This is a genomic window from Streptomyces sp. HPF1205, from assembly GCF_020400825.1.
Classification (GTDB): domain Bacteria; phylum Actinomycetota; class Actinomycetes; order Streptomycetales; family Streptomycetaceae; genus Actinacidiphila.
Map to the genome: position 1 here is coordinate 186,826 of NZ_JAINVH010000008.1, position 22,221 is coordinate 209,046.

The following is a 22,221-nucleotide window of genomic DNA, read 5'->3' on the forward strand; positions in this document are numbered from 1 at the left end:
GACGGGCGATGACGACACTCGCCTGGCATGGCGGAGGCCCCGGCCCCTGGGTGCTGCTGATGCCGCTGGTCTGGGCGGCCGTCGTGGCCACCGTGATCACGCTGGTACGGCGGACCGGATGGCGGCGCGGCGGGCCGTGGCAGCACCGCGTGGGCGGCCCCGGCGGCCCGGGCGGCGAGAACTCGCCGATGGCCGTGCTCGGCAGGCGGTTCGCCGCCGGGGAGATCGACGAAGAGGAGTACTGGCGGCGCATGTCGGTGCTGGAGGAGCACTTCGCCAGGGCGCCGCGCGACCGGAAGGGCGGCGCGGCGTGAGCGCCGGAACGACGGACCTGGACACGAAGACCGCGGCCCGCGTGGTCGACGCCGCCAAGGTGTACGGCTCGGGGGACGCGGCCGTCCGCGCCCTGGACGCGGTGACCGTGGGGTTCCCCGCGGGGCGGTTCACCGCGATCATGGGCCCCTCGGGCTCGGGCAAGTCGACGCTCATGCACTGCGCCGCGGGACTGGACACGCTGACGTCGGGAACCGCCTACATCGGCGGGACCGCGCTCGGCTCCCTGAGCGACCGGGAGTTGACGCTGCTGCGCCGCGAGCGCGTCGGCTTCGTCTTCCAGGCGTTCAACCTCGTGCCCACCCTCACGGTCGCCGAGAACATCACCCTGCCCCTGGACCTGGCCGGCCGCCGCACCGACGACGCCTGGGTGGACGCCCTGATCGACGTCGTCGGCCTCGGCGGCCGGCTGCGGCACCGGCCGAGCGAGCTGTCCGGCGGCCAGCAGCAGCGCGTCGCGGTCGCGCGTGCCCTGGCCGGCCGCCCCGAGGTGGTGTTCGCGGACGAACCCACCGGCAACCTCGACTCGCGCTCCGGCGGCGAGGTGCTGGACCTGCTCGGCCGGGCGGTGCGCGACATGGGCCGCACCGTGGTGATGGTCACGCACGACCCGGGCGCGGCCGCGCACGCCGACGAGGTGGTGTTCCTCGCCGACGGCCGCCTCGTGGACCGGATGGCCGCGCCGACCGCGGCCAGGGTGCTGGACCGGATGAAGGCGTTCGACGGGCGCGGCGGGGGAGTGTCCCGATGAGCGTCTCCACCGGCACCGCCCACCGTGGAAGTCCGGGCGGGAAGGCCGGGCCCGGCGCGCGCCGAAGTCCCGGCGGGAGCGCGGTCCGCGCCTCGGCGCGGATCGGACTCGCGGCCCTGCGCGCCCACAAGCGGCGGTTCGCGGGCACCTTCCTCGCCGTCTTCCTGGGCGTGGCGTTCCTGGCCGGCACCATGGTCATGGGGGACACCCTGCGGCACAGTTTCGGCAGGCTGTTCGCGGACGCCAACAACGGGACCGACACCGTCGTGCGCGGCGCCGACCAGATCAAGGCGGGTCCGGGCCCGGGCAGCCGTGAACCCGTGCCGACCGACCTGATCGGCACCATCCGCGAGGTGCCCGGTGTGGCGGCCGCCGTGCCCGACATAGAGGGCGCGGGGCAGCTCGTCGCCCGTGACGGCAAGTCGATGCGGAACAGGGGCCCGACCGTCGCCTCCAACTGGATCACCGACCCGCGGCTCAACCCGTACGAACTTGTCCAGGGGCACGCCCCCGCCCGCCCGGGTGACGCGGTGATCCTTCGCTCGACCGCCGACCGGGCCAAGCTGCGCATCGGCGACACGACGATCCTGCGCACCCCCGACCCGGTGAGGATCACCATCGTCGGCATCGCCACCTTCGGCGGCCAGGACCAGCAGGGCGGGTCCACGTACACCGCGCTGACGCTCGCGGACGCGCAGCGCCACCTGATGCCCGCGCCAGGTGAGGCCACCACCGTCAAGGTGCGCGCCGAGCCGGGGATCGGGCAGGAGGAGCTGACCCGGCGGGTGGCGCGGGTGCTGCCGGCGCACTACGAGGCCATCACCGGGCAGAAGGCGAGCGAGGAGACCGAATCGTCGACGGCTGGGGCCTTCCTCACCGTCTTCACGAGCCTGCTCCTGGTGTTCGCGGGGATCGCGCTGCTGGTGGCCACGTTCAGCATCCACAACACCTTCGCGATCGTCGTCGCCCAACGCACCCGGGAGAACGCGCTGCTGAGGGCGCTCGGCGCGACCCGCCGCCAGGTGCTCGGCGCGACCATTGCCGAGGCCACGGTCGTGGCGCTGCTGGCCTCGCTCGCCGGCCTGGCCGGGGGCATCGGCATCGCGGCGGGACTGCAGGCGCTGTTCCCGGCCGCCGGGTTTCCCTTCCCGCGCAGCGGCCTCGTCATCAAGGCGGCGGCGATGGCCGTACCACTGGCGGTCGGGGTGCTGGTGTGCGTGGGATCCGCCGTGCTGCCCGCCGTACGCGCCGGCCGTACCGCGCCGATCGCCGCGCTGCGCGAGACCGCCGTCGACGCCACCGGCGCCTCCCGGCGCAGGACCGTCACCGGCACGGTCACGGCGGCGGCGGGTGTCACGCTCACCGTGGTGGGAGTGGCGGGCACCAATGTGCCGGCCGCGGCTCTGGGCGCGGTGCTCACCCTCGCGGCCTTCGTGGCGCTCGGTCCGGTCGCCTCCTCCTTCGCGGTAAGGGCGCTGGGCGCGCCCGTCGCCAGGCTGCGAGGAGTTACGGGCGCGCTCGCCCGCCGCAACGCCCTGCGCAGTCCCGGGCGCACGGCCGCCACGGCGACCGCGCTGATGATCGGCGTGGCGGTCGTCTCCCTCTTCGCCGTGCTCGGCGCTTCGATGAAGGCCACCATGGACCGGACGGTGAACCGGTCCTTCGCGGGGGACGTGGCCATCAGCGAACCCGTGTACGGGGCCGGCGGCAGCGGCATCAGCCCCCGGCTGGCGCCGGCCGTCGCCCGGCTGCCGCAGGTGAAGGACGCGGTCGGGCTCGGCCAGGGGCTCGCGGAAGTCGATGGCGCCGGACGCCGGTTGACGGTCACCGACCCGGTGGCGCTGTCGCGGCTGCTGGACCTCGGCACCGTGCGCGGCTCGCTCGCCGGTCTGGGCACCCACGCCATCGCCGTGTCCCGGAACGAGGCCGACAAGCACGGCTGGACCACCGGCAGCCGCGTCACACTCGCCTTCACCGACGGCAGGCGGCTGCCCTTCACCGTGGGCGCGGTCTACGGTCAGGCGGACCTGGCGGGCGACTACCTGATGACGCGTGCCGCCTGGGCGCCGCACCGCGTGCAGGACAAGGACACGCTGGTGGCGATCGACTTCAGGCCGGGAGTGACCATCGAGGCCGGTAAGGCGGCCGTCGAGAAGGCGGTGGTGCCCTTCGGCAGTCCGGACGTGCGGACGAAGAGCGAGTACGCCGCGTCGTCGGCGGCCGGCATCAACACCTTCCTGACCCTGGTCTACGCGCTGCTGGCGCTCGCCGTGCTGATCGCCCTGCTCGGCATCGCCAACACGCTGACCCTCGCGGTGCACGAACGCACCCGCGAGCTGGGGCTGCTGCGTGCGGTCGGCCAGACCAGGGCCCAGACGCGGGCCATGGTGCGGTGGGAGTCCGTCGTCGTCGCCGCCTTCGGCACGGCCGGCGGCCTGGGCCTCGGGGTGTTCATCGGCTGGGCGCTGGTACGGGCCACCGACACCACGGGCACGGGCGCCTTCTCGGTCCCCCCGGTGTCCTTGGCCGTGGTCGTGCTGGTCGGAGTTCTGGCGGGGGCGCTGGCCGGATGGCGGCCGGCCAGGCGCGCGGCGCGGCTGGACGTGCTGCGGGCGATCGCTGCGGACTGAGGAACGACGCGGCACGCGCCCGCGGCAGGCAGGCCTGCGACACGGCGGACCGGCCGCCGCCTCCCTTGTGGGGAGACGGCGGCCGGTCCTGTGCTGCCGTGGGCGCTCGTCCGGCACCAGGGGCGGGGGCTTCGCCTTTGGGCCGCGGCGGGGGTCACGCGACAGAGGCGGCGACGGGGAGCCGTCCGGGCAGGGCCCGGCCGATCTCCTCGAACGGTTCGGTCCGTTCGAACGGCACGGCCGTCCGCAGCGGCACCAAGGTCGGTGCGGGCACCGGGGCCGGCGTGCGCAGGACGAACCAGACGACCTTGCCGCCGTCGTCGGGGAGCAGGTCCGTGCCCCACGCGTCGCTCACCGCCTCGACCATGGTCAGACCGCGCCCGCTGGTGGCGGTGGGCTCGACGGGCTGCAGATGCGGAAGGCGGCGGTCGTGGTCGGTGACGGCCACCGTCAGACGGCCGCCTCCCAGGGTCAGCCTCACCGCGCACTTCTTGTCGGGCCGGGCGTGGCGGTGGACGTTGGCGAGCAGCTCGCTGATGCCGGAGGACGCCGCGTCGATGAGCGGGTCGAGGCGCCAGTAGCGCAGTTGGGCGGACACGATGCGGCGGATCTGCTGGATCCGGTAGGGATGCGCCTCCAGTTCGAGCGCGCACTCCCGGACCGCCGGATCGGCTTGGTCGGCTTGCATGATCACGGCTGCGACTCCCTCCGCGGCGGGGCCGGGCCGCGCTGTCCGCGGCCCTGGCCGTACGCCGCTCCGATGGGAACACATGAGCGGAATTGCGTAGAGTGACTGCTGCAGTACTCCGTGATGCGTCTTCAGGGTGACCCGTACTCCACCCGGCCGCAACCGCTGGCGGCGGACCGCGCCGACCGCGTCACCCCTCCGGTACGTCGTCGGGTGCGCCGCGGGCCAGCGACGCCAAAGCGGTCAACGCCTGGCGCAGGACCGGCAGCGGGGGAGAGGCGAGGCCGAAACGGATGGCGTTCGGAGCGCGGTGGGGACCGACCACGAAGGAGGCGGCCGGCGTGACCGCGATGCCGCGGCGGCCCGCGGCCGCGACAAAGGTGTCGGGCCGCCATGGCTCCGGCAGGTCCCACCAGCAGAAATAGGCACGCGGGTCGGCGCGGAGGGTGAAGCCCGCCATGGTCTGCGCGGCGATGTGCTGCCGCCGTGCCGCGTCCTCGCGCTTGGCCGCCGCTATGGTCGCGGCCGAACCGTCGGTGAGCCATCCCGCGGCGGCTTCCAGGGCGTAGCCCGTGGTCGTCCACGCCCCTGACCGCAGGGCCGACGACAGCCGCTCGGCGTAGTCGGGCGGGGTGAGCGCGAAGCCCAGGGTGAGGCCGGGTGCCAGCCGCTTGGACAGGCTGTCGGCGAGGACCACCCGCTCCGGGGCGTACGCGGCCAGCGGCGGCGGGGCGTCGTCGCGCAGGAACGACCAGATCGAGTCCTCCACGGCCGTGAGCCCCGTCGCCCGCAGTACGGCGGCCAGTTCCGCCCTGCGGGGCTCCGGCATGGTCGTCCCCAGCGGATTGTGCAGCGTCGGCTGCACGTAGACGGCGGCCAGCGGCGCGTCCTGGTGGGCGGCGCGCAGCGCGCCGGGGTCCAGGCCGTCGCCGTCGCAGGCGATCGGGACCGGGACGATGCCCAGGCGGGCGGTGATCGCCTTGACCACGGGGTACGTGAACGCCTCGACGCCCAGGCGGCCGCCCGGCGGGACGAGGGCCGCGAGGGCGGCGGCGATGGCCTGACGGCCGTTTCCCGCGAACAGGACGGTGTCCGGGTCGGGGGTCCAGCCGGCGTGGGCCAGGAACGCGGCCACCGCCCGGCGGGCGTGGGCGGTCCCGGTCGCCGCGGCCGGGCGCAGAGCCGAGGCCAGGACGTCCGGCCGGGCCAGCCGGGCCAGGCCCGCCGCCAGCAGTTCGGTCTGGCCCGCGACGATGGGGTAGTTCAGCTCCAGATCCACCCGGGCGGGGGCCGGCTCCGCCAGCGCGGGACCCTCCTGGGGCGGCGCCGCCCGCACGAACGTCCCCCGTCCCACCTCACCCACCACCAGCCCCCGGCGGGTCAGTTCCGCGTACACCCTGCTCGCCGTGGACTGCGCGATCCCGTACCGCTTCGCGAACGCCCGCTGCGTGGGCAGCCGGTCCCCGGCCCGCCACCGGCCCCGCGCGATCTGCCCGGCCACGATGTCGGCGACCCGCCGGTAATCCCGCGCCACGCCCACGCCCACGCCCTCCGCCCGGTTCTCCGCCCGGTTCTCCGCGCCCACGGGAGGCCGACATCGCGGCCGCTCCTCGATTGCACCGAGATCAATATAGGGATTGCTCCGGGAAAAGGCCATCCATAGCATCGAGTTCACGGGCTGGCGCAGAAGGAGGGACGCGGTGGGCGGTCTCGCGGTCGCGGGGATCAGGGTGGAGTACGAGGAGGCGGGGGCGGGGGACCGGACCGCCGTGGTGTTCGTGCACGGCCACCCGTTCGATCGGACGATGTGGGCCCCGCAGATGGCCGCGGGCGCGGGCACAGGCCCGCGGCGCAAGGTCGCGCCGGACCTCAGGGGGTACGGGCGGACCACGGTGGTGCCGGGCACCACCGGATTCGGGACGTTCGCGCGGGACGTGGCCGCGGTGCTGGACGCGCTCGGGCTCGACCGGGTGGTCGTGTGCGGGCTGAGCATGGGCGGCCAGATCGCCCTGGAGTTCCGCCGGCTGTTCGCGGACCGGGTCGCGGGGCTGGTCCTCGCGGACACCTTCGCCCGGCCGGACACCCCGCGGGGCCGCGAGGAGCGGTACGCCAGGGCGGACCGGCTGGAGCGGGAGGGCATGGCGGGGTACGCGCACGAGGTGCTGGACTCGATGGTGAGCCCGGCGAACGTACGCGGCATGCCCGAGGTCGCCGCGCACGTGCGGCAGATGATGGTGCGCACGCCCCCGCTGGGCGCCGCGGCCGCGCTGCGCGGGCGGGCCGAACGGCCGGATTACACGGAGCTGCTCGGAGCGATCGACGTGCCCGTGCTCGTCGTGGTGGGCCGCGAGGACGTCTTCACCCCGGTCTCCGACGCCGAGTTCATGCACGAGCGCCTGCCCGACTCCCGGCTCGCGGTCATCGAAGGCGCCGGGCACATGCCCAACCTGGAGCGGCCCGAAGCCTTCAACCGGGAACTCGCGGCGCTGCTCGCCGAGGTCGACGCGCGTGAGGCCGCCCGCGGCGCGCACCCGCCGAGGATGTGACGAAACGCTGACGTTCCCCCGCCGCCCCTGGTCACCGGGCCCCGCGCGTGCTCGAATCGGTACATGGACGACAGCACGCCGTACCCCCTGAGCGGGGAGCCGGCCGGGGGGCTCGCGGAAGAAGGCCGGGGCACGCCCGTGGGGCGCCGCGTGGTGCTCGGCATGCTCGGACTCGGCGTCGCGGGGGTCGCGGTCGGCGGCGCGGTGCAGGACAGGCTGGACACCGTACTCGCCTCGATCAGCGCGAAGGACCCCACGGGGGTGACCGGACTGCTGCCGGGAGGCGGCGGGTTCCGGTTCTACTCGGTGTCCAACTCCATCCCGCACCGCGGTGAGACCGACTACCGGCTGACCGTCGACGGGCTGGTCGAGCGGCCGGCCACGTACCGTCTGTCCGACCTGCGCGCGCTGCCGCAGACCCGGCTGGTGCGCGACGTGCAGTGCGTCACCGGCTGGCGGGTGCCCGGGACGGCGTTCTCCGGGGTGCGCCTGTCGGACCTGCTGGACGCTGCGGGCGTCAAGCCCCAGGGCAAGGCGCTGCACTTCACCTGCTTCGACGGCGTCTACACCGAGAGCCTCACACTCGCCCAGGCCCGCCGCCCCGACATGCTGGTCGCGCTCACCATGAACGACAAACCGGTGACCGCCGCCCACGGCGGCCCCGTGCGGCTCTACGCGGCGCCCATGTACTTCTACAAGTCCGCGAAATGGCTGGGCCGCATCACGGTCACCGACGACGTCGAGACGGGGTACTGGGAGCGTTACGGCTATGACGTGGACGCCTGGGTCGGAAAGTCGAACGGCCGGAGCGATGACCCGACTTCATGAGGCGCTCGCCCGGGCCGAGCAGTCGCGGGCCGCCGCCGGGGTGCGCCGCTTCACCCGCGCCGAGACGTGGGTGCACCGTTCGCTCACCTGGCTGATGGGCGTGTGCGTGGCCACCGCCGCCTGCCTGTACGTCCCGCAGCTCGCCGAGATCGTCGGCCGCCGGCGACTGGTGGTCACCGTTCACGAGTGGTCGGGCATCCTGCTCCCGGTCCCCGTCGTCATGGGCCTGGTCTCGCGGGCCTTCCGCGCGGACGCCGGCCGGCTGGGCAGGTTCTTCCCGCACGACTGGCGCTGGCTGCGCACGGTGGCCCGCACCCGCCGGCGCGAGCCCGCCCTGGCAGGCAAGTTCAACGCCGGGCAGAAGCTCTACGCCGCCTTCACCGTCGGCGCCGTCCTGGTCATGACGGGGACCGGGCTGCTGATGTGGTTCCCCCGGCTCTCCCCGCTGGTGTGGCGTACCGGAGCGACCTTCGTGCACGACTGGCTGGCGCTGCTGATCGCCGTGGTGATCACCGGCCACGTCTGGCTGGCCGTGAAGGACCCCGATGCCCGCCGGGGCCTGCGCACCGGGTACGTGCCGCGGCGGTGGGTCCGCGAGGAGCACCCGCTGTGGCGGCCGGAACCGCCCCACCCCGAGGAACCCGCCGCCCGACGGGATCGACGCGGGAACGACGCGGGGATGACGCCCCGTCACTCCGCAGGCGGCTGATCCCGCTTCGCGGCGGTTCCGGTACAGCCAGGCAACCGCCGGGTCACCTGGAGGCCACCGGCACGTCGCGCACGCCGCCTAGCGTCACGGCATGACGACGCCTCAGGTCACGCGGCCGGTGACACAGGGTGAACGGTCCGCTCCTCAGGCCGCCCCGGCGGGCCGGCGGCCGGAGCCACGCCCGCGGTGGCGGCGGCCGCGCCGGCGACGGGGACCGGCCCAGCTCACCGTCCGCGCGGTGATGGCCGTGGTCCTGCTCGCGGCGCTGTGCGCGACGGCCGTCATCGGGTCGGTGTCGGTCCGCCACGACATCGGCCGGCTGCGGACCTCGGTCGCCGAACGCGCCGCCGTGGCCGACCAGTTGCGCTTCGCCCTGTCCGACCTGGACGCCCAGCGCGCCGACACCCTCGCTCCCGGGACCGTCGTCGTCGACGCCACCCACAGCGAGATCGTCGGCGACGAGATCAACGCCCTGATCACCGCGCGGCAGCGCCGTGCCCAGATCAGCGACCTGCTGCGGCGGCTGAGCGCCGACACCGCGCACGCCACCGACCTCCGGGCGATCTTCGACGCTCTGGGCCGCTACGACGACATCAGCGGCCAGGCCTCCTACGTCGACGACCAGGACCCCGTCCGGCCGCCGGGCAAGCCGCCTGCCGTCGCCGTGTCCATGAACGTGCAGGCCGGCGACGTGATGACGGACACCCTGCTCAAAGACGTGGACGCCCTGTCGGCGGGCTACCAGGCCCAGGCCGGGCAGTTGCGGGACGAGGCCCACGACGCCGCGCGGCGCTGGGCCCTGGCCGTCGGCGTGCTCGGCACGCTGACCCTGCTGCACCTGTTGCGGTGGCAGCGGGAACTGGCCCGCGACTACCGGCGGCTGCTCAACCCGGCACTGGTCGCCGCCACCGCCGCCGTCCTGGCCGTCGCCTTGGCGGGCGGCCTCGCCCTCGTCTCCGCGGCCGGGACGGTGAGCAGCGCGAGCCGCGAGGGCCTGCGCCCCTGGAACCGGCTCGCCGAGGCCAGGGCCGTCGCCGCCCAGGCGGCCGCCACCGAGAGCCGCTGGTTCGTGCACGGGAGCTTCGCCGCCCAGGACGAGGCCCGCTTCGACGCGATGACCAAGGAACTCGGCGTCCTGCTCTCGCCCGACGGGTACGCCGGGGCGGCCGAGCGCCCCGCCTACGAGGACGTCCTCACTCGTTTCGGCCACTTCCGCGCAGACGACAGGAAGCTGCGCGCCCAGCAGGCCGCCGGTGACACCGAAGGCGCCGCGCGGACCCTCACCGATGTGGCCCGCGGCGCCGTCGCCTTCGACTTCTGGGATTTCGCCACGACCCTCGACGGCCTGGCCGCGAGCCGGCTGGACGACTTCACCCGCCAGGTGGACGACGCCCGCGGCGCGCTCGACGGCTGGCCGGCCGTACCCGCCGGCGCACTGGGGGCGGCCGCGGCCCTGGTCGCCGTCGGACTGCGGCGCCGGTACGCCGAGTACCGCTGAGCCCGTGGAACGGGCGCCTGTGTGCCTGTCCGACGCATAGGCGCCGAGCCAGAGGCATAGGTGCCGGGTGGTGGCGCGGGCGCCGGGGCGGTGGCGCTCGGCGGGGGAGCGGAACTCGAACGAACTTGTGGGCGCGCCGGTCCGGAAGGTAATAGTGGGCCGCAACCGTGGATCCGCCCGTGGGGGGCACCGAGCGCATCACTCGCCTCCCCGGCCGTGCCCGGAAGACCCGGACGAGACGAGAAGCCGACCCGTGACCGCAGATGCAACGCCCGCTCCCGAGGAGGAGCCGTCCCTTCCGGACGACGTGTGGGAGCAGTTCGCGCGCGACACCGAGCGCGCGATACGGGCCAGCGCCCCCAAGGAACCCTCCGCCCGTGCCCGCATGGTCGCCCGCAGACTGCGTGAGGAGGACGAGCGGGCCGCCGCCGAGGCCAAGCGGCGCTGGTCGGGAAGGCGCGGCTCCACGGGCCCCACGGCCTGGCGCTCCGGCAGCACCGACGCCGCCGAGCGGCGGCTGCGCCGCCGCGGCAGGCTCCGCGCGGCGCTGGGCATCCTGCTGGTCGTCCTCCTGGTGCTCGTCGCCCTTGCGCCGGGCCGCGCCTGGTCGCTGGTGACCGGCAAGGGCTGGAGGCACGGCGGCTCGGCGGCCCCCGCCCCCACCACGCTGCCGCCGGAGACCGTCGCGCCGACCGCCGCGCCGCAGCCGGTGGACCCCGACGTGCCCACGCTGAAGCGGCCGTTCGCCGGCTCGCCCGCCGCGGACTGGCAGTCGGGGCCCGCGGCCATCGTGCTGCCCGAGGCCGCCGCCTACGGCACCACCGGCAAAGCGCGGGTCGCCGCCGCCTTGAAGGAGGCCAAGCAGTTCCTCGTCGCGGCGAACCTCGATCCCGCCGTGCTGGCCGGCGGGAGACCGGACGCCGCCCTCGCGCTCATCGACCCCGACGGAGGCACGCTGGCGAGGATCGAGCGGCAGCTCGCGCACCCGGCGAAGGACGCCACCTCCGACACTCTCTTCTCGCGGTTCGGGCCCGAAGTGCGGCTCGCCGGGGACACGGTGAAGGTGCGCGGCCGGATGACCGTACACAAGGGCAGCTACGGCGGCGTCGCCATCGATGCCGACTACACCTTCGTCTACCCGGTCCGCAGGACCCGGGACGACGGTCCGTCACCGGAGATCGCCCGCACCATCGTGCGCAGGGTCGTCACCTTCCAGGTCGTCGACCCGGCCCGCTACCGGCGCACTCCACCCGGCACGCTCACCGTCAGCCACTGGGACGCGGACATCGGCAACAGCGCCTGCGGGATCGACGACGGGAGGCTGCACCCGGAGTTCGCCTCGGGCCCGGCCACCGCCGTCCCCAGCGGGGCGCCGACCCCTTCCGGTCCCGCCCTCGACCCGTACGACCGCAGCAAGCCCATCGACGACGGCCGGCACGGCTGCGGGCGGCTCAGCCGCACCTGAATCGCGCCGTGGCCGCCGCGTACGGGCTACGCGCCCTGCCCGGTGCCCTCCGCGGGGGGCTCGCCCGCGACGATCAGGTCCGAGAGGTGCTCCGCGATCTCCTCGCGGAGCACCTCGGGAATGCCCGCGTCCGTCACCAGGGTGTCGACGTCCTCCAGGGACGCGAAGGAACTCAGGCCCACGGTCCCCCACTTGGTGTGGTCGGCGATCACCACGACGCGACGGGCGGAGCGTACGAACTGCCGGTTGGTCTCGGCCTCGGCCAGGTTCGGGGTGGACAGGCCGGCCTCCACCGAGATGCCGTGCACGCCCAGGAAGAGCAGGTCGAAGTGCAGTGACTGGATGGCCCGGTCCGCGACCGGGCCGACCAGCGTCTCCGACGGGGTGCGCACGCCGCCGGTGATCACCACGGTCGCCGCGTTGTCGCCGTGGTTCTGGCCCCGGCGCTGACCGGACTGGAAGACGTCGGCGACCCGCACCGAGTTGGTCACCACCGTCAGGTCGGGCACGTCCAGCAGGTGGTGGGCGAGCGCGAAGGCCGTGGTGCCGCCGGCCAGGGCGATGGCGCTGCCGGGCGGCACCAAGGCGGCGGCCGCCCGGCCGATGGCCTCCTTGGCGCCCAGCTCCAGGCCGGACTTGGCCTCGAAGCCCGGTTCGTGACTGCTCGCCTCGATCACCGGGACCGCGCCGCCGTGCACCTTCTCCACCACGCCCTGCCGGGCCAGCGCGTCCAGGTCGCGGCGCACGGTCATGTCGGAGACGTTCAGCCGCCGGGTCAGCTCGTTGACCCGCACGCCGCCGCGCCGCCGCACCTCGTCGAGGATCAGGGCTCGCCGCTGCTCCGCGAGGAGGTTGTGGTTGTCGCTCACCCGTGACCCCGTCCCGTCCGTGTCGTTGTCGGTCGTCATCCATGGTCCCCCATGGCGTCCCCCCGCCGACAGGCCGGGGCCGCCGTGCGCCGCCCGGCCGGGCGGCGGGCCCCGAACTGCTGCGGTCATCCATACCATGACACCGGGTGCCACGTGTACGGCGGGTGGCCGCCGGGCAGCGCTCACGACCGCCGGCGACCTGCGCTCGCGGCCGGTCCGGGCGCGCGGCCGCCCGCCGCCCGAGCGAGCGGGCCCGCCGCCCGTTCAGGGCAGGTTCGGCAGGTCCTCCGGATACAGGAGCTGCAGCTCCTCGTGCGTCGGCTCGGCGACGTGCGCCAGACGCACCGCGTGCCGTTCGACCATCGCCTCGAACGTCTGCCGCGCCGCGCGTCCGTTGCCGAAGGCGGGCCCCTTGGGCAGCGCGGTGAAGTACTTCAGCAGCGCTTCCGCGGTGTCCTCGCCGAGCTGGTACTGGTGCTCGCGGGCCTGCGACTCCACGATCCGCAGCAGCTCGTCGGAGTTGTAGTCGCCGAAAGTGATGGTGCGTGAGAAGCGCGAGGCGACACCGGGGTTGGCGGACAGGAACCGCTCCATCTCGGCGGTGTACCCGGCGACGATCACCACCACCGCCTCCCGGTGGTCCTCCATCAGCTTCACCAGCGTGTCGATGGCCTCGCGCCCGAAGTCCCGCCCGGCGTCCTCGGGTGCGAGCGCGTAGGCCTCGTCGATGAACAGCACCCCACCACGGGCCCGTTCGAACGCCTCCTGGGTGCGGATCGCGGTCGACCCGATGTGCTCGCCGACCAGGTCCACACGGGCCACCTCCACCAGGTGCCCGAGCTCCAGGACGCCCAGCGACGCGAGGATCTCCCCGTACAGCCGCGCGACCGTGGTCTTGCCCGTGCCGGGGGAGCCGGTGAAGACCAGGTGCCTGCGGGGCGAAGGGGCCTTCAGGCCGGCCTGTTCGCGGCGGCGGCCCACCGAGATCAGGTCGATGAGGGTGCGCACCTCGCGCTTGACGCTGTCCAGGCCCACCAGGGCGTCCAGGTCGGCCAGCACGTCCTCGCTGTCGCGGGCCGCCACCCGTACGTCCTGCCCGGCTCCCGTCGCCGCCGGCGGCCCCTGCGGTGCCCCGCCCAGCAGCCCGTACGACTGGCCGGCGGTCTGGCGCACCGGCTCCGGGACGGGCGTCGGCGCATCGTCGGTCGCGGCGCGGTCGCTGGTGCAGTCCTCGGTCACGGGACCCGGCTCCGCGAACTCGTAGCCGCCGCGCGCGCACCGCTCGGTACGGCACCGGGTCAGGGTGGAGCGGCAGCCGTCGATGATGTGGAAGCCGAAGCCGCGGCTGCCGGTCACCCGGCAGGAGGTGAAGGTGCCGCGGCCCTCGGCCGAGACGTACACCCCCGCTTCGGAAGGGTCGGTGACCGTGCAGCGCTCCAGCGTGGGGTCGGCGCCCTTGGTGACGATCACCCCGGTCGACGTGCCGTCGATGGTGACCTCGGCCAGGGTGCCGCCGCTCCCGTGGTCGCGGAACCAGGCGCCGGTGGCGGCCTCGCGGATGCGGCAGTCGTCGAGCTGTACGTTGGCACCGTCGCTGACCGACACGGCGGTGTTGCGGATCCGGTCGAAGTCGCTGTCCACCACGTCGGCGCGCGACCCGCGGTCGAGGACGAAGAGCGCGTCGGGCACGTCGTGCACGCGGCACGCGTCGAGTATCGCCACCGCGCCGTCGCTGACCCACACCGCCGGGTAGTCGCCCGTGCTGTCGTGGATCTCGCTCTGGTTGGCGTCGACGCGGGTGCCCGGGTCCCACACCGACAGGCCGTTGCGGCCGAACCGGCGCACCGTGCAGCGGGTGAGCGTCAGCACCGAGCGGGCCCGCAGGTCGACCGCGTTCTCCGGCACGTCGTGGATGTCGCAGTCGGCCAGTGCGAGGACGGCGTCGGTGTCCAGGCTTATGCCGTCGCCGGTGGTCCGGTGCACCCGGCAGTCGGTGAGCTGGGCGGTGGCGCGCGCGGAGAGCTGGACTCCGGTGCCGCGGATCTCGAACACCTCGCAGCCGACCGCCTCCAGCGAGGTGTTCTCGCCGGTCACCGACAGGCCCGAGCCCGAGGTGTGGTGCACCCGGCAGCGCTCAAGGCGCGGGGTGGCGCCCCCGCGTACGGCGATCCCGCTCTGGCCGGCCGCGACCACCTCGCACTCCTCGAACAGCCCGCCGCCGCCGTCCAGGACGCTGATGCCCACGCCGGCCGGGTTGTCCACCGAGCACAGCCGCACCGTCGGGCGGGCCCCGGCGCGTATCTCCAGGCCCACCGCGGAACGGGTGCTGATCCGCACGCCCGTCAGTTCCGGGGCGCCGCCCTCCACCAGCAGCGCGGCCGCCGAGGCGTCCTGGCCCTCGACCTGCAGGTCGTGCACGACGGCGGCCGACCGGATCGTGACCGCGACGCCCGCGGGCGGGGAGATCCGCACGGTGCCGGGACCGCCCGCGCACCGCAGGGTGACCGCCCGGTCCACCACCAGGTTCTCCCGGTAGGTTCCCTCGCCCACCGTCAGGACGTCGCCGTCGGTGGCCGCCTCCAGGGCGGCGGCGAGCGTGTCGTACTCACCAGTGCGGCGGCGCCACCGCGAACTGCTCGGGTTGGTGACCTGCACCACGCCATGTGCCATCGGGCTGCTCTGCCCCCACCTCTTGCGTCGGCCGACCAGGGGACCAACCGTAGCGCGAGAGCGGACGTGTTCGTGACACGCATGGGCGGTCGGGACCGGCCGGCGGCCCCCGTGCCCGGACGTGCCGTCAGCCGCCGGCGCCCGCGCGGCCCCAGTCCTGGCCCACCCGGGCCCACTCCCGCTCCCAGGAGTCCAGCCGGCGGCGCATCAGACGCCACATCACCAGCTTGCGGGCTATCAGCAGCAGACCCGCCGCCGAGGTGGCCGCAGCGGTGCCGGCGAGCACCGAGTGGGTGGCCGCGGTCGCCGAGTCCAGCGGCGGTGGCACCAGGGCGCCCTTGTGGTCCGTCCACAGCAGGATGCGGCCGGACTTCCACACCTCCAGGTCGACCGGCACGCCGGCCACGTGCGTCGAGTGGTCGGGGGCGGTCCAGCTCAGCCGCTGGATGTGCCGCGGGTCCGGGTCGGCGGCGGACGACCCGCCGCCCGTGCCGCCCGCGGGGGCGACCCGCGCGGGCACCAGGGTCCGCTCGGCGCGCTGGGTGCGCACCACACGCTGCAGGGCGCGGTCCGCCGAGTGGCCCGCCCACCACCCGAGCAGCGGCACCAGGCACAGCAAGGCCGCGGTGACCAGCCCGAGCCATGCCTCGACCACGTCGGTGGTCCGGCGCAGCGGATTGCGGCGCCAGCGCCACGCCGCCTTCCTGAGCCTCTTGCGACGACCGCGACCCTTCCGTCGACTCACCGGCGGCCACCCCCTTCACACCCGTTCGACTACCGCAGACGGCGCGACTCATGCGTGGGCCCGCCTCGTCCCGCGGGGGCGCGGGCGCGACGCATCGCCGCGCTACTCCACCCTGGTCAACGGATCGCCCACCCGAAGGGTTCCGGATCCTTCGGGAATCATGTTCTGGCCGAAAAGCAGCTTCGTGCCGAAGTTGCGGTGCTTGGCGAGGGTGCGCAGCGGCTCCTTGCCGCGCTCGGCGGTCTCCTGGTCGGTGGTGGTGACCACGCACCGCGCGCACGGCTTGGGCACACGGAAGGTGACCTCGCCGATCCGCACCCGCTGCCAGTCGTCCTCGGCCCACGCCTCGGTGCCCTCGACGACCACGTTGGGCCGGAAACGGCTCATCGGCAGCGGTCCCTCGGCGGCCCGGTCGCCCTCCGCTATCAGCGAGTTGAGGGAGGCCAGCGAGGCGGACGTGGTGAGCAGCAGCGGGAAGCCGTCGGCCAGGCTCACCGTGTCGCCGGGGAGCGCGAAGTCCGGGTCGACCGGCCGCCGCACCGCCGGGTCGTCAAGATGCACGAGCCGTACCGGGACGCCCAGGTACGCGCCGAACCAGTCGCCGGCCGCGTCGTCCGCCGCCACGGCGTCGACCTTGTCCGTGAAGATCCGCACGGTCTCCAGCGGCCCGCCCCGCGGCGGCGGAACCTCCAGCGGCGGCATGCCCGGCGCGGCCAGCCGCAGCCCGCCGCCCTCCAGGGGCAGCGCCGCGGCCAGTGCCAGGCGCGGCTCCTCCCGCTGCGTGACGACCTTCTGCGTCCGCGCGTCGACCAGCGCCCAGCGGCGGTCTCCCGCGAGCCCCCACGGCTCCAGGACCGCCTGGCGCGTGCTGATTCCGCGCAGCGACTTGACCGGATAGATGTGCAGCGCGCTCACTCGGGGCGAGGTCGTGGTCATGAGGCCATCCTCGCAGGCTCGCCGCGCGGGTCAGCCCTGGTAGTAGCCCCCCGGCTGCGCGGGCGGGACCCCCAGGCCCAGATTGCGCCGCTGGTACGGCTCCTCGGCGTGGCCGCCGGGCACCTGCCGGGGCGGCACGGGACGCGGCGGCACCGGGCGCGCGGCCTCGTACCCCGACGGCGAGGGCTGCGGCGCCTGGGGCGGGTAGCCGCCCCCGTAGCCGTTGTGGCCGCCCGCGCGGGGCGCCGCCTGCTGGGGGATGTACGGGGCCGGCTGCTGCTGGTAGCCGCCCGGCGCCGGATAGCCGTTCGAGGACGGCTGGGGGTGTGCGTACTGCGGCGGCTGCGCGGACGGACCGGACGGCAGCGCCGGAAGGGCGGGCAGCGCGGGCAGGTTGCCGCCGCCGTAGGAGTTGTAACCCCCGGAGTCGTACGAGGAGTAGGCGGCGGGGACGCGGATGGGCGCGATCTGCGGGGTGCCGCGTTCAGCCACCAGGCTGTCGTAGATCGGGGTGTCCGGGAAGGACGAGGAGGACGGGTAGTAGCCGCCGGAGCCGCCACCGTAAGAACCGCGGGGGGTGGTCATGGGCCATAAGGTAATCCCACGATGTGGTCGTTGGGGAGACCGATTAGAAGGTTGTTTTGGGTGCCGTCCGTGACCTCGGTCCCACAAGTGGGCGAATCCCCCGGAATCGGTCAATGCCCGGGGCTGTGATCAGGTAAAAGGCGCGCATGTGACAGCTGAAGCGAGCCCCTCACGACGCCGCCCGGCGCCCGGCGACCGTTCCGGTAGTCAGGCGCCGGTGTCCGGCCGCGCGTAGGTGCGGCCCTTCCACGCGGCGCCGCGGCCGCGGTAGTGCTGCACCGCGGAGTCCACGGTCATGCCCAGGTAGAGGGCCGCCGTGTACGGCAACAGCGGGGCCAGCCACCAGGGTTGGCCGTAGTACCGCAGCATCGGCAGGTAGGAGCCCGCCATCAGCGCCCAGGCGCCCAGGCCGAGGGCGCACAGGGGCCACGCCCCGGCCGCCGCGCCGCCGATCGCGGCCGCGGGGGGAACCAGGTAGACCAGCGCCAGGCCCAGTACGGTGCCGAGCAGCAGCGCCGGGTTGTGGCGGAGTTGGGCGTAGGCGCTGCGGGCGACCATCCGCCACAGCTCGCCGAGGCCGGGGTAGGGGCGGACGCTGTCCACCTGGTCGGCCAGTCCGAGCCAGATGGTGCCGCCCGAGCGCTTGACCGCCTTGGCCAGCGCCACGTCGTCGATGACGGACTGCCGGATGGTGTCCGGCACCCCGGCGGCCGTGACCGCGCAGGAGCGGATCAGGACGCAGCCGCCGGCCGCCGCGGCGGTGCGCGAGCGGGGGCGGTTGATCCAGCGGAACGGGTAGAGCTGGGCGAAGAAGTACACGAACGCGGGCACGATCAGGCGCTCCCAGCCCGTCTCGACCCGCAGGCGGGCCATCTGGGACACCATGTCCAGGCCGCCGCCGCAAGCGGCGGCGGTCAGGTCGCGCAGGCTCTGCGGGCGGTGCGCGATGTCCGCGTCGGTCAGCAGCAGGAACTCGGCGCCGGTCGACTCGCGCGCCAGGGTGATGCCGTGGCGTACGGCCCACAGCTTGCCGGTCCAGCCGGCGGGGGGCTCCCCGGGGGACGTCACGGTCAACGGGAGGCCACCGTGCCGCTCGGCGAGGGCCTTGGCGAGGTCTCCGGTGCCGTCCGTGCTGCCGTCGTCCACCAGGAAGACCTCCGCCCTGCCCGGATAGGACTGGGCGAGCAGGGAGGGCAGGCTCACCCCGAGCACCTCGGCCTCGTCCCGGGCGGGCACCACCACGGCGACGTCCGGCCAGTGTTCGGGCGCGCTCTTCCGCGGCAGCCGTACGTCGGTCCGCCAGAACATCCCCTGCCCGGCGACCAGCCACACCCAAGCGGCAAGGCAGGCGCAGGCGATTGCGATCATCACGTCCACGCGGGGCAGTCTGCCACCGGACGCCGTCCGGCCCGCCGGCCACGGCGAGTTCGCGCCGGTCCGAGGCCGCCGGGCGGCGCGCCGCCCCTGCGCGGGGCCCGCGGCCGCGCCCCGTATGGTAGGCGCGTGAAGATCGGTCTGGTGGATTCGGGGATCGGGCTGCTGCCCGCGGCGGCGGCCGTACGAAGGCTGCGCCCGGACGCGGACCTCGTGCTGGCGGCCGACCCGCAGAGCATGCCCTGGGGGCCGAGGAGCGCCGAGGACGTGGCCGACAAGGCGCTCGCCTGCGCGCGGCACGCGGCGGCCCACGGGCTGGACGCCCTCGTCGTGGCCTGCAACACGGCCTCCGTGCACGCCCTGCCGGCGCTGCGGGCGGCCTTCGAGCCGCTGCTGCCGGTCATCGGCACCGTGCCGGCCGTCAAACCTGCCGCCGCCGCGCACCGGGCCGTCGCGATCTGGGCCACCCCCGCGACGACCGGCAGCGACTACCAGCGCAGGCTGATCGCCGAGTTCGGCAACGGCGCGGAGGTCACCGAGGTGCCCTGCCCGGGCCTCGCCGACGCGGTGCAGAGCGCCGACACCGAGGCCGTGGCCGCCGCGGTCAAGGCCGCCGCGGTGCTGACCCCCCGTGGTGTGGGCGCCGTCGTCCTGGGGTGCACGCACTACGAGCTGGTCGCGGACCGGATCGGCGCCGCGGTGCCGGGCGCGGTGCTGTACGGGTCGGCGGACGCGGTGGCCGCCCAGGCGCTGCGCAGGATCGACGCGCTCGGCCCCGTCCCGGACGGCCGCACGGGCACCCTCGAGGTGATCCTCGGCGGGCGCCTGAGCGCGCTGCCGCCCGAGGCCCTGGAGTACTCCGAAGGTGCGGCTTTGGCGGCGACGTCCGTCACAGCGTGACCCGGGACCGGTGCCATCGGTCCGTCCGATGAGTACCCTTCGTGCCATGACGCACGCTCCCCGGCAAGAGGCCCGGGCGCCCCAGGAGTGGACGGGCCGGGCCCGCAACCGCATCCAGTGGCTGCTCGCCTGCGGGGGCGCGGCCTGCCTGGCGCTGGGCATCCTGCTGGCGGTGGACGGTCCGGAGACCTCGGGGCTCGCGCCGCTGGTGATGTCGGTGGTGGGGTGCCTGGCGGTGGGGCTGCTGGTGCTGTTCGGCACCGTCGCGTTCACCCATGTGCACGTGCGCGTCGACCGGGATGCCGTGCACGTGCGGTGCGGGCACATCGGTGTGCCGCGCCGCCGTATTCCGCTGGACCAGGTGAGCGACTGCCAGACCGTCCCTTTGATCAGCCCGCGCGCCTGGGGCGGCTGGGGATACCGCTGGCGTCCCGAGAAGGGCACCGCCGTGGTGGTCCGGCGCGGCCCGGGGTTCGTCATCCACCTGGGCGGCGGCCACAGCTTCACCGTCACCGTGGACGACGCCGAGGGCGCGGTCCAGGCGATCCGGGACCGGCTGCGGGTGCGCACCCGCGCCTCGGGCGACTCCTGAGCACTTGAGCCCTGACCGCTGAGCGCCTGACCGCCTGGCTGCCGCCGTAATGACCGCACACCCAAGGACGCGGTCCTTACACCGTCCCCGGCGGCACCGTCTCGGGCGCGGGTCGACCGGTGTCCTCCTCGGCCAGCGGGCGGGCCGTCGCCACTCCCGCGAGGTAACCGGCTCCCGACGTCACCACCGCGTAGCTCAGCACGTGGTCGACGCTCGCCAGCAGGGCGAGGCCGGTCAGCGCGGCCGCCGCGGTGAGGACGACCGGTGTGGGCCGGGGGGAGCGCCACAGGGCGCACAGCACCCAGCCGAAAGCGGTGCCGAGCAAGGCCGCGCCGGGCAGACCCTGTTCGGCGGCGAGCTGCAAGGGGGCGGACTGCGGGGAGGACGCGGCCGCGCCGTCGGGTGGCGGCACCTCGGCGCTCACGTCGGCGAACCGGTCGGGTCCCACACCGCGCAACGGGTGGTGCTCCGCCAGCGTGACGGCCTGATGCCACAGCTCGACCCGCGGCCGGGTCAGCTGGCCGGTCAGCGACGCCGACAGGCCCGACGGCAGCGCGTCCTCGGCCACCGCGCAGCTCCCGCCGACCACGACCACGGCGGCCAGCGCCAGCCCCGCCAGACCCAGCAGCCGGCCGCGCATCCTGGCGGCGGCCGAGGAGCACAGCACGACCGCGATCCCTGCGGCGAAGCCCGCCGCCGAGCCCAGTGTCAGCGCGGCGACGGCGGCGCCGAGGGCGGCCACCCGCAGTCCCGCCCGCCGTAACGCGCCCCGGGCCGCCCACGCCGCGCAGCACGCCGCGCCCGCGGCCAGCACCAGGAGGGCGGCGTCCGCGTTGTGGTAACCGAGCGGGGGAGCGTCGGGCCGGCCGGTCAGCCGGGACGGCGGGGCGAGGACGAGGGCGAGTACGGCCGCCGCGGCCGCCGCGGGCGCGAGAACCGGCAGCAGGGCGCCGAGGATCCGGCCGGCCGCGTACCCCGCGGTGACGGCGAGCAGGGCGAGCAGCGTGCCCTCGGGCCTGGCCTGCCGCCCGGCCGCGGTGACCAGCGTCCAGACCGCGCAGCACGTGAGCACCACCACGCCGGCCGCGTCCAGCGCGCCGCCGCCCGTGTTCGCGGGCGCCCGCTCGGGGCGGGGACCGCTCGCACGGGCCGCGCGTACCGTGTCCGGCGGTCCGCCCGCCGTCATGTCCATCCCCCGGGACCCCCTGCCGCACCCGGGCGCGACGGGATGCCGTCACGCCCGCGTTCCCCTCGTGGGCGCTGTCTCCGGGTCACCGTAACGGGTGAAGGACCAGGTGTGGACAGGTCGTGCGGGAAGTTCGACCAAGCTGTGAAACCTGATACCGGTGTGGCGTTCACCGCCGTTCTCGTAGGCTCTCGGCATGGCGATCCCCGAGTTCATCCAGGACATCCGCGCGAAGGCGGGGGACACCCTGCTGTTCCTGCCCGGTGTCGTGATGGTGGTCTTCGACAACCGCGGCCGGGTCCTGCTCAACCAGCGTGCCGACACCGGGAAGTGGGCACTGATCAGTGGCATCCCCGATCCCGGTGAGCAGCCGGCCGAGGCCGCGGTCCGCGAGATCGAGGAGGAGACCGGCGTGTCCGCGGTGGTGGAGCGGGTGCTGAGCGTCTTCACCAACGAGCCGGTGGTGTACCCCAACGGCGATCGCGCCCAGTACCTGGACATCGTGCTGCGCTGCCGCGCGGTGGGCGGCGCCGCGCGGGTGAACGACGACGAGTCCCTGGACGTGCGCTGGTTCGCCCTCGACGAGCTGCCGCCGCTCGGCCCCATCGCCCGCGGCAGGATCGAGCTGGCGCTGCGGGAGGACCCCACCTGGTTCGCGCCCGCGCCCGCCCCCGGTCTCGCCACCGGCTACCGGGCGCCCTGACGGACGAGCGCCTACCGGGCGCCCGGACGGACACCCCGCCCGCGTCCGCCCCCGTCGCGGCGGCCCGAACGCCCTGGTGCGCGCGCCCGCTCCCGTACCGGCGGGACGAGCGACCTCGCGGCCGTCACGCGGACGCGATCGCATCGTGCCACCGGGGTGACGCTCATCACGCCGCCGGGCGCCCGGGGCCCCCGGCGTGAGGCGCTGACCGTT

The 22,221-nt window shown here is 74.8% G+C and carries 20 protein-coding genes; 11 read left to right on the forward strand and 9 right to left on the reverse strand.

Features of this window, described 5'->3' with window-relative positions:
• Positions 1 to 8: 8 nt before the first annotated feature.
• The 3 genes from K7G61_RS12005 to K7G61_RS12015 are packed head-to-tail and all read left to right on the forward strand — an operon-like array spanning position 9 to position 3,714.
• Complete coding sequence (locus K7G61_RS12005) at positions 9 to 314, forward strand: SHOCT domain-containing protein (protein ID WP_225846734.1); 306 nt, start codon at positions 9 to 11, stop codon at positions 312 to 314.
• Complete coding sequence (locus tag K7G61_RS12010; RefSeq protein ID WP_225846735.1) at positions 311 to 1,084, forward strand: ABC transporter ATP-binding protein; 774 nt, start codon at positions 311 to 313, stop codon at positions 1,082 to 1,084. The genes K7G61_RS12005 and K7G61_RS12010 overlap by 4 nt, the downstream gene beginning before the upstream one ends.
• Positions 1,081 to 3,714: an ABC transporter permease gene (locus K7G61_RS12015; RefSeq protein ID WP_225846736.1), complete on the forward strand. Its 2,634-nt coding sequence runs from the start codon at positions 1,081 to 1,083 to the stop codon at positions 3,712 to 3,714. Before K7G61_RS12010 ends, K7G61_RS12015 begins: the two co-directional genes overlap by 4 nt.
• Positions 3,715 to 3,868: 154 nt before the next feature.
• Here K7G61_RS12015 and K7G61_RS12020 read toward each other — a convergent pair whose 3' ends face one another.
• Together K7G61_RS12020 and K7G61_RS12025 are read right to left on the reverse strand one after the other, a co-directional pair.
• A complete protein-coding gene (locus tag K7G61_RS12020) occupies positions 3,869 to 4,402 on the reverse strand; it encodes an ATP-binding protein (RefSeq protein ID WP_225846809.1) in 534 nt (177 codons plus the stop codon).
• Between the two features lie 190 nt (positions 4,403 to 4,592).
• The gene (locus tag K7G61_RS12025; RefSeq protein WP_225846737.1) at positions 4,593 to 5,987 is read right to left on the reverse strand and encodes a PLP-dependent aminotransferase family protein; all 1,395 of its coding nucleotides are present in this window, start codon (positions 5,985 to 5,987) and stop codon (positions 4,593 to 4,595) included.
• 115 nt (positions 5,988 to 6,102) lie between these two features.
• Between K7G61_RS12025 and K7G61_RS12030 the strand changes: the two genes are divergently transcribed.
• The 5 genes from K7G61_RS12030 (at position 6,103) to K7G61_RS12050 (ending at position 11,448) form a co-directional block, all read left to right on the forward strand.
• On the forward strand, positions 6,103 to 6,948 hold the full coding sequence (locus K7G61_RS12030) for an alpha/beta fold hydrolase (RefSeq protein WP_225846738.1): 846 nt from the start codon (positions 6,103 to 6,105) through the stop codon (positions 6,946 to 6,948).
• A 63-nt stretch (positions 6,949 to 7,011) separates the two neighbouring features.
• Positions 7,012 to 7,776, forward strand: a complete 765-nt coding sequence (locus K7G61_RS12035; protein WP_225846739.1) for a molybdopterin-dependent oxidoreductase — start codon at positions 7,012 to 7,014, stop codon at positions 7,774 to 7,776.
• Complete coding sequence (locus K7G61_RS12040) at positions 7,760 to 8,485, forward strand: cytochrome b/b6 domain-containing protein (RefSeq protein WP_225846740.1); 726 nt, start codon at positions 7,760 to 7,762, stop codon at positions 8,483 to 8,485. Before K7G61_RS12035 ends, K7G61_RS12040 begins: the two co-directional genes overlap by 17 nt.
• Before the next feature lie 238 nt (positions 8,486 to 8,723).
• The gene (locus tag K7G61_RS12045; protein WP_225846741.1) at positions 8,724 to 9,983 is read left to right on the forward strand and encodes a hypothetical protein; all 1,260 of its coding nucleotides are present in this window, start codon (positions 8,724 to 8,726) and stop codon (positions 9,981 to 9,983) included.
• A 253-nt stretch (positions 9,984 to 10,236) separates the two neighbouring features.
• Positions 10,237 to 11,448 (forward strand): hypothetical protein, encoded by a 1,212-nt coding sequence (locus K7G61_RS12050; protein ID WP_225846742.1) that lies wholly within the window; start codon positions 10,237 to 10,239, stop codon positions 11,446 to 11,448.
• 26 nt (positions 11,449 to 11,474) lie between these two features.
• Here the strand turns inward: K7G61_RS12050 and K7G61_RS12055 are convergent, their stop codons facing one another.
• The 6 genes from K7G61_RS12055 to K7G61_RS12080 all read right to left on the reverse strand — a co-directional run bounded on the left by K7G61_RS12055 (position 11,475) and on the right by K7G61_RS12080 (position 18,621).
• Entirely contained in the window at positions 11,475 to 12,317 is an 843-nt protein-coding gene (locus K7G61_RS12055; protein WP_225846810.1) for a DeoR/GlpR family DNA-binding transcription regulator, read from the reverse strand.
• Positions 12,318 to 12,581: 264 nt separating this feature from the next.
• Positions 12,582 to 14,987, reverse strand: coding sequence for a right-handed parallel beta-helix repeat-containing protein (locus tag K7G61_RS12060; RefSeq protein WP_225846743.1), 2,406 nt, complete (start codon positions 14,985 to 14,987; stop codon positions 12,582 to 12,584).
• Between the two features lie 127 nt (positions 14,988 to 15,114).
• A complete protein-coding gene (locus K7G61_RS12065; RefSeq protein ID WP_225846744.1) occupies positions 15,115 to 15,732 on the reverse strand; it encodes a hypothetical protein in 618 nt (205 codons plus the stop codon).
• Positions 15,733 to 15,834: 102 nt separating this feature from the next.
• The gene (locus K7G61_RS12070) at positions 15,835 to 16,668 is read right to left on the reverse strand and encodes an MOSC domain-containing protein (protein ID WP_225846745.1); all 834 of its coding nucleotides are present in this window, start codon (positions 16,666 to 16,668) and stop codon (positions 15,835 to 15,837) included.
• A 30-nt stretch (positions 16,669 to 16,698) separates the two neighbouring features.
• Positions 16,699 to 17,253: a DUF6643 family protein gene (locus K7G61_RS12075; protein WP_225846746.1), complete on the reverse strand. Its 555-nt coding sequence runs from the start codon at positions 17,251 to 17,253 to the stop codon at positions 16,699 to 16,701.
• 207 nt (positions 17,254 to 17,460) lie between these two features.
• Positions 17,461 to 18,621: a glycosyltransferase gene (locus K7G61_RS12080; protein WP_225846811.1), complete on the reverse strand. Its 1,161-nt coding sequence runs from the start codon at positions 18,619 to 18,621 to the stop codon at positions 17,461 to 17,463.
• A gap of 135 nt (positions 18,622 to 18,756) precedes the next feature.
• Between K7G61_RS12080 and K7G61_RS12085 the strand changes: the two genes are divergently transcribed.
• Together K7G61_RS12085 and K7G61_RS12090 are read left to right on the forward strand one after the other, a co-directional pair.
• The gene (locus K7G61_RS12085; RefSeq protein WP_225846747.1) at positions 18,757 to 19,527 is read left to right on the forward strand and encodes a glutamate racemase; all 771 of its coding nucleotides are present in this window, start codon (positions 18,757 to 18,759) and stop codon (positions 19,525 to 19,527) included.
• A gap of 46 nt (positions 19,528 to 19,573) precedes the next feature.
• Entirely contained in the window at positions 19,574 to 20,119 is a 546-nt protein-coding gene (locus tag K7G61_RS12090) for a hypothetical protein (RefSeq protein WP_225846748.1), read from the forward strand.
• Positions 20,120 to 20,195: 76 nt separating this feature from the next.
• Here K7G61_RS12090 and K7G61_RS12095 read toward each other — a convergent pair whose 3' ends face one another.
• Entirely contained in the window at positions 20,196 to 21,311 is a 1,116-nt protein-coding gene (locus K7G61_RS12095; protein WP_225846749.1) for an O-antigen ligase, read from the reverse strand.
• Positions 21,312 to 21,501: 190 nt separating this feature from the next.
• On the opposite strand from K7G61_RS12095, the gene K7G61_RS12100 reads away from it, so the two are divergent.
• Positions 21,502 to 22,008 carry an NUDIX domain-containing protein gene (locus K7G61_RS12100; protein WP_225846750.1) on the forward strand — a complete coding sequence of 169 codons (507 nt, stop codon included), beginning with the start codon at positions 21,502 to 21,504 and terminating at the stop codon, positions 22,006 to 22,008.
• Positions 22,009 to 22,221: the final 213 nt, after the last annotated feature.

Excerpts from the sequence above, each read along its gene's own strand:
- K7G61_RS12005 (WP_225846734.1), top strand. The coding sequence starts at position 9 with ATGACGACACTCGCCTGGCATGGCGGAGGCCCCGGCCCCTGGGTGCTG.
- K7G61_RS12015 (WP_225846736.1), top strand. The coding sequence starts at position 1,081 with ATGAGCGTCTCCACCGGCACCGCCCACCGTGGAAGTCCGGGCGGGAAG.
- K7G61_RS12020 (WP_225846809.1), bottom strand. The coding sequence starts at position 4,402 with ATGCAAGCCGACCAAGCCGATCCGGCGGTCCGGGAGTGCGCGCTCGAA.
- K7G61_RS12035 (WP_225846739.1), top strand. The coding sequence starts at position 7,012 with ATGGACGACAGCACGCCGTACCCCCTGAGCGGGGAGCCGGCCGGGGGG.
- K7G61_RS12040 (WP_225846740.1), top strand. The coding sequence starts at position 7,760 with ATGACCCGACTTCATGAGGCGCTCGCCCGGGCCGAGCAGTCGCGGGCC.
- K7G61_RS12060 (WP_225846743.1), bottom strand. The coding sequence starts at position 14,987 with ATGGCACATGGCGTGGTGCAGGTCACCAACCCGAGCAGTTCGCGGTGG.
- K7G61_RS12070 (WP_225846745.1), bottom strand. The coding sequence starts at position 16,668 with ATGACCACGACCTCGCCCCGAGTGAGCGCGCTGCACATCTATCCGGTC.
- K7G61_RS12075 (WP_225846746.1), bottom strand. The coding sequence starts at position 17,253 with ATGACCACCCCCCGCGGTTCTTACGGTGGCGGCTCCGGCGGCTACTAC.
- K7G61_RS12080 (WP_225846811.1), bottom strand. The coding sequence starts at position 18,621 with ATGATCGCAATCGCCTGCGCCTGCCTTGCCGCTTGGGTGTGGCTGGTC.
- K7G61_RS12090 (WP_225846748.1), top strand. The coding sequence starts at position 19,574 with ATGACGCACGCTCCCCGGCAAGAGGCCCGGGCGCCCCAGGAGTGGACG.
- K7G61_RS12095 (WP_225846749.1), bottom strand. The coding sequence starts at position 21,311 with ATGGACATGACGGCGGGCGGACCGCCGGACACGGTACGCGCGGCCCGT.
- K7G61_RS12100 (WP_225846750.1), top strand. The coding sequence starts at position 21,502 with ATGGCGATCCCCGAGTTCATCCAGGACATCCGCGCGAAGGCGGGGGAC.